Genomic DNA, 11,901 nt, shown 5'->3' with positions numbered 1-11,901 from the left:
AAAGCCATCAATGTATTTTTCGTTGTAATTTTTAATCTCTTAATGGTTTTTTTATTTTCCTATGAATTAATTTTTCATTATATCATTGTTTTTACTGGGTTTTTAATTTTCATTTTTTCGTTTTTTTATCAATTTCATTCTGGGTCTTGTTATTCTTATTATCCGTTTATTGTTCATTTATCAGGTTTTTTCACTGGTTCAATAAAAATAATTAGCATTATTATTTTACTGTGGTTATAAGCAGTAATTATTTTTACTATCAGAGGATGTGTCAAGAAGGAGGCCATACGGCCCCCTGGCTACTCGATATCAGGTCAAGATATCTCCGGGCGTTTAAACACCAGCTCGTTCCCTTTGCTGGCTTCCGCATCAAACACATAACCGTCCACATCAAATTTCTTGAGTTGTGCAGGTTTGCTCAGGCGATGCTCAATGATATAGCGACTCATCAGGCCACGTGCTTTTTTTGCATAGAAGCTGATGACCTTAAACGTGCCGTTTTTCTCGTCTAAAAATACCGGTTTGACGATCTCGCCCTTAAGCAGTTTAGGTTTAACCGCTTTGAAATACTCATCGGACGCGAGATTGATCAGCACGTCATCGCCCTGGTCTGCCAGCGCATCATTCAGCGCGAGAGTCAGTTTTTCACCCCAGAAGCTGTAGAGATCTTTGCCTGCCGGATTGGCCAGTTTAATGCCCATTTCCAGGCGATAGGCCTGCATCAGATCCAGCGGGCGCAGCAGTCCGTACAGCCCTGACAGCATGCGCAGATGCTGCTGGGCGAAATCGAACTCTTTTTCACTGAAGGTTTCGGCCTGCAGGCCGGTATATACATCCCCTTTAAACGCGAGGATCGCCTGACGGGCATTGTCGGGGGTGAAATCCGGCTGCCAGTCGTTAAAGCGCTGGGCGTTCAGCACGGCCAGTTTGTCGCTGATATGCATCAGTGAGCCGATATCGGCCGGTGAGAGCTTACGCGCCAGGGCAATCAGCTTCTGTGACTCTTCCAGCAGGGCCGGCTGAGTGTAGCGTTGCGTCGCCAGCGGGCTTTCAAAGTCCAGCGTTTTGGCCGGGGAAATTACCATTAACATGAACGCGTCCTTCATTGCAGAGGGGGCAGAAAAGTATCAGTGCCTACTGTAACAAAAAAGTGGCCACGGGTGGCTAATCGCTGCCATTGGTCACTGACGAAAACCCCCGAAATCGCCGGGAGAATGGGGCTTTTGTGCGCTGGTTTTAACCCGATGAGGCACGATAGTCTCCGCCTCTTGCATGGTGGGGTACGCGTGCTATCATCCGGGGCAGACATTTTCAACACCCTGACAAATCAACTTTGATGAGAATGACAACTATGACGGACAAATTATCTTCCCTGCGTCAACTCACTACCGTTGTTGCTGATACTGGCGACATCGCAGCGATGAAACTCTACAAACCACAAGATGCCACCACCAACCCTTCCCTGATCCTTAGCGCCGCACAGATCCCCGAATACCGTAAGCTGATTGATGAAGCCGTGGTATGGGCGCGCAAGCAGAGCAGCAATAAAGAAGAGCAGGTCGCTTACGCTGCCGACAAGCTGGCCGTGAACATTGGTCTGGAAATTCTGCAACTGGTGCCTGGCCGTATTTCTACCGAAGTCGATGCACGCCTGTCTTACGATACTGAAGGCAGCATTGCTAAAGCCCGCAGCCTGATCAAACTGTATAACGATGCCGGCATCAGCAACGACCGCATCCTGATCAAGCTGGCTTCTACCTGGCAGGGTATTCGCGCGGCGGAACAGCTGGAAAAAGAAGGCATCAACTGTAACCTGACGCTGCTGTTCTCCTTTGCCCAGGCGCGTGCCTGTGCGGAAGCCGGCGTATTCCTGATCTCTCCGTTTGTTGGCCGTATCCTCGACTGGTATAAAGCCAATACCGATAAGAAAGAGTACGCACCGAACGAAGATCCAGGCGTGGTGTCCGTCACTGAAATCTATGAATACTACAAGCAGCACGGTTACGAAACCGTGGTGATGGGCGCCAGCTTCCGTAACGTTGGTGAAATCATCGAGCTGGCGGGCTGCGACCGTCTGACCATTTCCCCGGGCCTGCTGAAAGAACTGGCAGAAACCGAAGGTAGCGTTGAGCGCAAACTGTCCTACAGCGGTGAAGTGAAAGCGCGTCCGGCGAAAATGACCGAGTCTGAGTTCCTGTGGCAGCACAACCAGGATCCGATGGCCGTACAGAAACTGGCTGAAGGCATCCGTAACTTTGCCATTGACCAGGGCAAACTGGATAAGATGATTGCCGACCTGCTGTAATTGTCTGTCACCGGTGGCCCGCCCGGGCCACCGTTCTCTCATTGCCCTTCCTGTTCTGCCTGCTTCAGTCATAGACAAAATTGACCACGGCCGTTGTTCTGACCGGTCCGCTGGACAGTGCTTTCGCATCATAAACGTGATACCAGGCAGTTAATGGAATCGACAGTTTTGGTGCTAAGGGTTGACTGGCAGAAAAAGAAAATAACGCTGTCGCATCACCCTGATCGGTGGCGGACGGGCTGAATATGATGGGGGTATTATTTTTATATACACGGATACCTACCCCTCCTGCACTCCCTCCGTCGGGGGAAATCAGCGTGGTGTTATCCGTTGTCGACACATTATTGCTACTGAGATAGGCCAGCACGCTGCGGCTGGTGACACCGTTTTGCAGATCGGTACAGGTAAAGTTCAGTTCAAATGCTTTCCCGTAAAGGTTTCCGTTAGCCAGCATTGGCAGACTGATATTATTTAGCCTGACGATTTTATTGTCATCATCAAAGCTGCAGGTGGTAACGCGCTTGATAAATTTTATCTGCATAGGCTTGTAGTAAATATCATAATCATGCTTTGGCCAGCTCCAGTGAAAAATGAAATAGGCGAAGTCACCCACCAGTCTGGCAATGTTTTGAATAATCGTCAGGCCAGTACTGTCCTGTGCTAACACAATAGGGTTAATGAAGGCCGTGTCGCCATTCACCGTCATCACATTTTGTGTAGGGGTGGTTTTAAGCAGTTTCAGATTAACCGTAAAGCTGGCATCGATGGTTGTCGCATTGTTGGTACCCACTTTGGGATGGGTCTCCTCCGGGGCGAGATCGGTAACCGACACGCTGACATACGCGTTTCCCGGAAACTTCAGATACAGTGTATTTTTGGCATACGGACTGGAATTATCTACGCTGTTCTTCCCCCCAATAATTCCCCAGGCAGGACTACTACATTTGAAGGTTCCCGGATAATCTGTTCGCCCGGATACCGATGCATAGCCTGTCAGGTTCAATGATGTAGTGGCATCGTAATAGAGCGTTGGCGCGTCAAACGCGGAGTTCTGTAAACAGTTCGCCCTTGCCGGGGAGGGGAGAAAAAACAGGAAAATAAAGGCGATTAGCACGCTTCCTGGCGGATTGAGAAAGGGGGGATGGATAGGCCGTTTCATATTAACGCTTCCCTGTTTACTGGCAGTGATTGACATCGTTTGACAGACTGGTTTTCGGATGGGTAATGGTACAAATGCGTGCATCTTCACTGGAGAAATGAACGATGACCTTATCCGGCAGCTGCTCGCTATGCACAAAGATCACGCTGCCCTGCCCGACATAGCCCAGCTCATTACCCTGACTGTTTGTGACCATAGCGCCAAACGGTAACGGCGCGTTTGCCTGATCAACTGCATAAAAAATAAAACTCTTCCGCTGGTCGGTTTCAAATTTCACATAGCTGATTGAACCGGCATACGGGACGACATCTTTACGGTTGCCCAGCAGCTGTACATTGTCGTCAAGGTTAGTCGTATCCAGTGTCATCGCATTTTTGCGGTAAGGCGACATATAAGGCACCAGGGCTTTCCCGCTACTATTGGTGACAATAGTTGCATCACTATTGACCGCGGCGTTGACCACGCCAGGAGCATCAATAATGGCAAAGGTGCTGCCAACCTGATTGGCAAACAGTACGCCACCCTGATAGGCCACCAGGCTTCCTGTCAGGCCCACCCCTTCCTGATTAAAGGACGAAGATTCACTCCATGAGGCGTTCATGGTCGTGGCCGTAGCGCGATAACCGACATTGGCATTGGTGGTGGTCTTGCCACCCTGGCTGTTCGCCATATCAATGTTGTAATTCCACTGATTAGCTTTACCGGCACTGCCGCTTAACCCGACATCACTGTTGTCATAGTGGTTTTGCGTGAAGGATGAGTTGGTCGACAAATACATGGGTGAGTCGAAGACGGTGAAGGGGATGGATAAGCCCACGTAGTAACGCATCTCTTCATGGTTATTGTTATCCCGGGTACGGCTGACGGAAGTATTAAAGGCCACATTACACAGCGTATTTGAATAACCTACCTGGTACTCTTTGCTGCTCTGCTTTCCTCCCCAGTAGTTTCTTATTGTACCGGATAGGAACAGTGATCCCGCTGCCCCTCCCAGGTTTTGATTCACGTTAAAGTTAAAGCTGTTTTTTTGGTTAAGCGTGACGTTGTTGTTTTGACTGGTGCCGTCACTTTCTCTCTGCACCGAATCCTCCATCGTCAGGAAGCCACTGGTTGAATAGCGGTAGGCGGCCAGCGCAAAGTTGGTCCCCGTATCGGTGATGAACTTGCTGTAGGCGAGACGGAAACTCTGCCCGCTGCTGCTCTCTACCTGGCGGTATGACGTCTGTCGTGCCTGCGTGATGTCAAAGGACAGGGCTCCCAGGGGCAGGTTAAGTCCTGTACCGAGCAAAATTGAACTGTAATGGCTACTCCAGATCCCGCCAGCATAGGCGGTAAACAGGTTCGACATCCCCCTTCGCCAGGTACCCTGAATGAAATCAGGATGGACAGTGACGCCTGGGATCTGCACTTTACCCATCGCCAGGTTATAGACGTTAACGCCGGGTTTCAACATACCGGGAACCGACGAGTAGGGAACGGTAAACCGCTGAATGTGGCCGTCGGCCTCGTCGACTTCAACGTTCAGGTCGCCCCCTGATCCCGTGGGCAAAATGTCGTTAATCGCGAAGGGGCCTGGCGAGACATTTTGCTGATAGATCACCACGCCATTCTGAATGATTTTCACCAGCGCATTGGTTTGTGCCACCCCATGAACGATGGGCGCAAACCCCTGCATGGAGTCAGGAAACATGCGGGTATCTGTCCCCATGCTGATACCGCGAAAACGGTAGGAATCAAAGAGATCTGACGTGGTGTAGCTGTCACCAACACGTAGCTGAGAATTTATATTGCTGATGTTTCGCTGTACATAACGGGTATTGTTTTGCCATTTTGATATTCCCGTTCGGGAGTAATTATATGAACTGTTGTCACGAAGTTGCCAGTTAAACAGATTTAATCCACTGTTTAATGAGATATAACCATTATCCTCATGTTGGTGATTGTTAGAAGTAGAGTGATAATAGTTTGCCTGATAGGAGAGTGTCAGGCCGGGTATACCCTGGCTCCAAAACTTAGGGTCAATATAACCCTGCCACTTTGTGTCCATCTCCTGCTGCGGCACACTTAAATCCAGTCTCAGCTGACCGCTGTCGAAGCTGCTCTTGATTCCTTTATCAAGGGAGTAGACATTAAGGAATTCACTTTTTCCATTCTTGGGATCTTCAAGGACTTTTCTTAATCCCATTCGTGTAAATTCTTGTGATTTTATTCGGATGTCGGTCGTGCTGCTAACGATATTCGCATTATATTTCCCTTTCCAGTCACCATTAATATAAACATCGATATCATAATTACCGGCAGCCAGATCGCTGTTTTGATAGAAGCGAGATAAATCGGCATGGCTGGATTTTCCCACCAGGAAGTCAGTATTAAATGTGACGGCATAAGTGGTCTGCTGTTTCAGGAGTAAAGAGAATATTAACGCCAGATGCAGTGTTATGCGATTTATTTTAAAATTAGGCATCGTTACTGGATTTTTTTCTGCAATTCAACACTGGCACCATAATCATTGATATAGACAAGAGTAACAGGTGTTCCGCTGATGATTGTCTTGCTGGTTTTCAATGACTGTTGAGAAAAGGGGGTAACCATCAGACCACTTTTCAAAATATTCCCTGTCTTATTAAGCGATATACCCGATAGCGTTAAAAAATAAGGCGTCGCGTTATGCAATATAATGCTGTCATTCTGCTGTGTGAGCGTGACGTTATCGATCATTTTTTTTGGCGATATTTTTAACCCGGCCGGACGGAAAAAGAGTTTAATACGGGATCGAATCGCCAGTTGCATCACGCTTTTTCCCTTAAGGTTTTCGGGTACAGGAGGGATATCCAGCACATTAAGATAGAAAACAGATTCACGATCGGTAGGTAGCGTGCTACCCATATAGCGTATCTTAAGTTGCTGCCCACTGTGTGCAGCGACTTTTGCCACAGGCGGCATCAACAGAAACGGTACTCTCGCTGTTTCCGGGGTTGAGTCAGGGTCACCATCATCAATCCACGCCTGAACCAGTGACGGATCAGAACCATTATTGAGCAATTGAACAGAGACTTCTTTGCTGTCGGAAGGATAAATCTCACGCGTCGCGCTGATAATCACATTGGCGTGGCATAAAAAAGGGAACAAAAAAAGTAACAGTAAAATACGACTCATAGAACAATCACTCAATAATCTTTTTATTAAAAATTACAGGTAGGTGATGTTATAGGTCACCATCGTTCTGACCACACCAGCTTCGGCCGGTTGTGTACCCACTTTATAATATTTAGCATAGAAGTTAATGGTGTCCGGGGTTGCTGATGTCCCGGCCAGTTTGGTATCCAGCATCTGGTTAAGAATAATGGGCCGTGTTTCGGTATTCTGTAAAACAATAGCGATACCGACATTGCGTGGATTACCCTCAGGGTCAGTCTCCTGGTTGATCAGGTATTTCCCGTCATTGGAAATGGTATTCGGAGAGGAGAACTGCATCTGGAGGCCAGGGGTGGCTGTCGGTGTACCTACGTCAGCCACTTTACCAATTTTAGCCGATGAGCAATTGGAAAAATCCAGCGAGAAGGCCTTTTTACCTACGTCAATTAAACCTTCTGCCGTTCCTGCCTGTTCGGCACTGATCGGATTCAGCGCGACGGAAAGATTGGCCGAGCTATTGCCATTAATAGTACAGGTTGCATCCGTTACCGCACCTGAGAAATTAATGGTTCCCCCTGAAACATTGGTTGTTGCGTGACTCATCGAGCTGAATAACGCTACGGGTAATATCGTACTCAAAATGATCTTTTTCATTTTTACCTCTGTTTCTTAAATGACATGATGATTTTTTACAGGGTTTCCCGCCTCGATTTCTGGGTCGAGGTTGAGGATGTATTAAGTTTTACGTTTTCACCGGTCAGTTATTTAATAATGGCACATCCTTGTATCTGATAGAGTGGCGCGGATTTTAGTGCTTTTTACTATTCTTATAGGGGCAAAAAAAGCGATAACTCGCAGGGCTGAATTTTTTGAATTAGAAAAACACAGGCGATCTTTTTTTAATTGTGTGCATGTTGAGTTTTCCTTTTCTTTTTATTTCCGATGCCTTTTTTTGCAAAATCGCTGCCTGCTACTTTGCCAGGTTTCCCTACTTCAGTGTATTCTTGTGAAGACACTCTTACCCCCACCGGCTGTATTGTTATGCCGGGTATGAATGGCGATAACTAAATGAATACATTACGTATAGGCTTGATTTCTGTCTCCGATCGGGCTGCCAATGGTCTTTACCAGGACCAGGGGCTGCCTGCTCTGGAGAGCTGGCTATCCCGGGCGCTGACTTCGCCCTTCGGGATCGAAAAACGGCTGGTCCCTGATGAGCAGCCGATGATTGAGCAGGCGATTTGTGAGCTGGTCGATGAACTGTTCTGTCACCTTGTCCTCACCACGGGCGGAACGGGCCCGGCGCGGCGGGATGTGACCCCCGATGCCACTTTGGCGATTGCCGATCGTGAGATGCCTGGCTTTGGTGAACAGATGCGTCAGATCAGCCTGAACTTTGTGCCGACGGCGATTTTATCGCGCCAGATGGCGGTGATCCGTAAGCAGTCCCTGGTGATCAATCTGCCCGGTCAGCCGAAGTCGATTCAGGAAACGCTGGAGGGCCTGAAGGACAGTGAAGGCCTCACGCAGGTACCGGGGATTTTCGCCAGTGTCCCTTACTGCATTCAACTGCTGGAAGGGCCGTATATCGAGACTGATCCGCAGGTGGTAGCAGCATTTCGCCCCAAAAGCGCCCGTCGCGAAACAAACAGCTAAAAAATGATTTTTTCACGCATATGATCCAGCGCACGCTGCTGTTGCGGATAATTGACGGTATAGTCATTCCTGCTTTACATATTCTGATTATACGTTTTTTCTCTGGCTCTGGACTTTCGTAAAAAATGATGCCTCTCAATCATGCTCGTCATCTCAACCGACAGGACTACAGGACGTTAACTCTGGCCGCGCTGGGTGGCGCGCTGGAGTTTTACGACTTTATTATTTTCATCTTTTTTGCCAGCGTGATCGGCGAACTGTTTTTTCCTGCGGACATTCCCGAATGGCTGCGTCAGCTTCAGACATTTGGGATATTTGCTGCCGGTTATCTTGCCCGTCCCTTAGGCGGCCTTATTATGGCGCACTTTGGTGACAGCCTCGGCCGCAAAAAAATGTTCAGTCTGAGCATCTTACTGATGGCGTTACCAACCCTGGCCATGGGGCTGCTCCCGACTTTTGCCTCCATCGGACTGGCGGCACCGCTGCTGCTTTTACTGCTGCGTGTGCTGCAGGGAGCAGCCATTGGTGGTGAAGTGCCCGGTGCCTGGGTCTTTGTTGCCGAGCATGTTCCGGAAAAGCGGATTGGTTTTGCCTGTGGAACGCTGACGGCCGGACTGACCTTTGGCATCCTGCTGGGATCGCTGGTTGCCACGCTGATTACCACCACCATGAGTACGCAAAGTATCGCCGAAACAGGCTGGCGCATTCCTTTCCTGCTAGGGGGCGGTTTTGGCCTGCTGGCTATGTACCTGCGCCGCTGGCTGCATGAAACGCCGGTATTTATCGAGATGAAGCAGCGCAAGGCGCTGTCGGTAGAGTTGCCGTTAAAAACCGTCCTGTTACGGCACACGCATGCTGTGGTCGTTTCCATGCTACTGACCTGGTTGCTGTCGGCCTGCATTGTGGTGGTGCTGTTAATGGCCCCTGCGCTGTTACAAAAATTGCATGGTCTGCCCGCTGCCGTGACGCTGCAGGCCAACAGCCTGGCGACGGTGATGCTGATTTTTGGCTGCATCATTGCTGGTGCATTAGTCGACCGCATCGGCGCGTCAACGACTCTGATTGTGGGTAGTCTGCTGATGGCGTTTTCCAGCTGGGCCTTCTTTCATATTGCTGCACAGGAACCACAATATCTGTTTGCCGCCTATGCGCTGGCAGGGCTTTGCGTTGGTGTTGTGGGGGTGGTGCCGTTTGTTATGGTCAGTGCGTTCCCGGCGGAAGTGCGTTTCACCGGCATCTCCTTCTCTTATAATATTGCCTATGCCATTTTCGGCGGGTTAACGCCGATTGCCCTGACGTTGATGCTGAAGCTGACGCCGATGGCGCCAGCTTATTATGTTCTGGCGCTGGCGGGGATAGGGGTGCTGGTAGGACTCTGGCTGCGCGGGCGTGCAGGGCAGCAGGCGCTGTTGAAGCAGGTGAGCCTGCATTAGTGTGCTTTTACCTGTCGTTATAACGGGTCAGCTCAGGCTGGCCCGTTCTCGTTAGAAAGGCAAAGTGAAAATTTTTTTTCCTCTGCCCCTTGATGCCGCGTTGCCCGGCCCCATCTTAGTTGGCATCCGAGGCTACGGACCTGGAAAAAAAGCGTAGGGCGAGCAGTTGAAACTGTAAAAAATGCCCACATTAATGGTTCATAGGCTGATTTGAATTGAATTTAAGTGGGAGATGTTTAGATGGGTAAAATTATTGGTATTGACCTGGGTACAACTAACTCTTGTGTAGCTATCATGGATGGCGGCAAAGCGCGTGTACTGGAAAATGCGGAAGGGGATCGTACCACACCTTCCATTATTGCTTACACCCAGGACGGTGAAACGCTGGTAGGTCAGCCTGCTAAACGTCAGGCCGTAACCAACCCGCAGAATACCCTGTTTGCGATTAAGCGCCTGATTGGCCGTCGCTTCCAGGATGAAGAAGTTCAGCGTGACCTGAAAATCATGCCGTTCAAAATCGTTGGCGCTGACAACGGTGACGCATGGCTGGACGTGAAAGGCCAGCGCGTGGCTCCGCCACAGATTTCAGCCGAAGTGCTGAAAAAAATGAAGAAAACAGCAGAAGATTATCTGGGTGAACCCGTTACTGAAGCGGTTATCACTGTACCGGCTTACTTCAACGATGCGCAGCGTCAGGCAACGAAAGATGCCGGTCGTATCGCCGGTCTGGAAGTAAAACGTATCATCAACGAACCAACCGCAGCCGCACTGGCATACGGTCTGGATAAAGGTCAGGGTAACCGTACTATCGCGGTTTATGACCTGGGTGGTGGTACTTTCGATATCTCTATCATCGAAATCGATGAAGTAGATGGCGAAAAAACCTTTGAAGTTCTGGCTACCAACGGTGATACCCACCTGGGTGGTGAAGACTTCGATAGCCGCATGATTAACTATCTGGTGGCTGAGTTTAAGAAAGATCAGGGCATCGATCTGCACAACGATCCGCTGGCCATGCAGCGTCTGAAAGAAGCGGCAGAAAAAGCGAAGATCGAGCTGTCTTCTGCGCAGCAGACCGACGTTAACCTGCCGTACATCACTGCAGATGCAACCGGGCCTAAGCACCTGAACATTAAAGTGACCCGTGCGAAACTGGAATCACTGGTTGAAGACCTGGTGGCTCGCTCTATCGACCCACTGAAAGTCGCATTGCAGGATGCGGGTCTGTCTGTTTCAGACATTAACGACGTGATCCTGGTCGGCGGTCAGACTCGTATGCCAATGGTGCAGGCGAAAGTAGCTGAGTTCTTCGGTAAAGAGCCACGTAAAGACGTGAACCCGGATGAAGCGGTAGCGGTAGGTGCTGCGGTTCAGGGGGGCGTGCTGGCCGGTGAAGTTAAAGACGTTCTGCTGCTGGACGTTACCCCGCTGTCACTGGGTATCGAAACCATGGGCGGCGTGATGACTCCGCTGATTGCCAAGAACACCACGATCCCGACCAAACACAGCCAAGTGTTCTCAACTGCAGAAGACAACCAGTCTGCGGTGACCATCCATGTTGTGCAGGGTGAGCGTAAACGTGCTGCGGATAACAAATCACTGGGTCAGTTCAACCTGGACGGTATCCAGAATGCACCACGCGGTTTACCTCAGATCGAAGTGACCTTCGACATCGATGCTGACGGTATTCTGCACGTGTCTGCGAAAGACAAAAACAGCGGTAAAGAGCAGAAGATCACCATCAAAGCATCTTCCGGTCTGAACGACGAAGAGATCGAAAAAATGGTGCGTGATGCAGAAGCTAACGCTGAGTCTGACCGTAAGTTCGAAGAGCTGGTGCAGACACGTAACCAGGGCGATCAGCTGTCACACAGCACGCGTAAGCAGCTGGATGAAGCGGGCGATAAACTGCCAGCCGATGACAAAGCGCCTATCGAAGCCGCACTGACCGATCTGAACACGGCGCTGAAAGGCGAAGACAAAGCGGAAATCGAAGCCAAGATCCAGGCTCTGATGGAAGTGTCTGGTAAGCTGATGGAGTTCGCACAGCAGCAGCAGGCCGCTGGCGGTGCAGCAGAGGCTACTGACGGTGCGAAGAAAGATGATGATGTTGTCGACGCTGAATTTGAAGAAGTGAAAGACAACAAAAAATAATCGCCCTTGAGCGGGCAAGGTGGCGTGTGATGCGCCATTGATCACCAGCACGGGCGTCG

The 11,901-nt window shown here is 49.8% G+C and carries 9 protein-coding genes; 4 read left to right on the top strand and 5 right to left on the bottom strand.

The features are described from left to right. Positions 1-314 precede the first annotated feature (314 nt). Positions 315-1,091: a peroxide stress protein YaaA gene (yaaA, locus tag K6L24_RS17975; protein WP_062747424.1), complete on the bottom strand. Its 777-nt coding sequence runs from the start codon at positions 1,089-1,091 to the stop codon at positions 315-317. Positions 1,092-1,351: 260 nt separating this feature from the next. On the opposite strand from yaaA, the gene tal reads away from it, so the two are divergent. Next, entirely contained in the window at positions 1,352-2,305 is a 954-nt protein-coding gene (gene tal, locus K6L24_RS17970; RefSeq protein ID WP_062747427.1) for a transaldolase, read from the top strand. A gap of 64 nt (positions 2,306-2,369) precedes the next feature. Here tal and K6L24_RS17965 read toward each other — a convergent pair whose 3' ends face one another. Genes K6L24_RS17965 through K6L24_RS17950 form a run of 4 tightly spaced genes read right to left on the bottom strand, consistent with a single transcriptional unit; the run spans position 2,370 to position 7,253 of the window. Continuing rightward, on the bottom strand, positions 2,370-3,464 hold the full coding sequence (locus K6L24_RS17965; RefSeq protein WP_222681694.1) for a fimbrial protein: 1,095 nt from the start codon (positions 3,462-3,464) through the stop codon (positions 2,370-2,372). Positions 3,465-3,480: 16 nt separating this feature from the next. Further along, positions 3,481-5,928, bottom strand: a complete 2,448-nt coding sequence (locus K6L24_RS17960; protein WP_062747431.1) for a fimbria/pilus outer membrane usher protein — start codon at positions 5,926-5,928, stop codon at positions 3,481-3,483. 2 nt (positions 5,929-5,930) lie between these two features. Beyond that, positions 5,931-6,620, bottom strand: a complete 690-nt coding sequence (locus tag K6L24_RS17955; protein ID WP_222681693.1) for a fimbrial biogenesis chaperone — start codon at positions 6,618-6,620, stop codon at positions 5,931-5,933. Positions 6,621-6,653: 33 nt separating this feature from the next. After that, on the bottom strand, positions 6,654-7,253 hold the full coding sequence (locus tag K6L24_RS17950; protein WP_062747433.1) for a fimbrial protein: 600 nt from the start codon (positions 7,251-7,253) through the stop codon (positions 6,654-6,656). A gap of 414 nt (positions 7,254-7,667) precedes the next feature. Here K6L24_RS17950 and mog point away from each other — a divergent pair, with 414 nt between their 5' ends. The 3 genes from mog to dnaK all read left to right on the top strand — a co-directional run bounded on the left by mog (position 7,668) and on the right by dnaK (position 11,842). Then, positions 7,668-8,255 (top strand): molybdopterin adenylyltransferase, encoded by a 588-nt coding sequence (gene mog, locus K6L24_RS17945; protein ID WP_118664664.1) that lies wholly within the window; start codon positions 7,668-7,670, stop codon positions 8,253-8,255. 128 nt (positions 8,256-8,383) lie between these two features. Further along, complete coding sequence (locus tag K6L24_RS17940; protein WP_062747525.1) at positions 8,384-9,688, top strand: MFS transporter; 1,305 nt, start codon at positions 8,384-8,386, stop codon at positions 9,686-9,688. Between the two features lie 240 nt (positions 9,689-9,928). Continuing rightward, a complete protein-coding gene (gene dnaK / locus K6L24_RS17935) occupies positions 9,929-11,842 on the top strand; it encodes a molecular chaperone DnaK (RefSeq protein WP_062747437.1) in 1,914 nt (637 codons plus the stop codon). Positions 11,843-11,901 lie beyond the last annotated feature (59 nt).

The sequence above is a fragment of the Erwinia persicina genome (assembly GCF_019844095.1).
Lineage (GTDB): Bacteria > Pseudomonadota > Gammaproteobacteria > Enterobacterales > Enterobacteriaceae > Erwinia > Erwinia persicina.
Note: the sequence above shows the minus strand (reverse complement) of the source record. Positions and strands in the feature narration are given on the sequence as shown.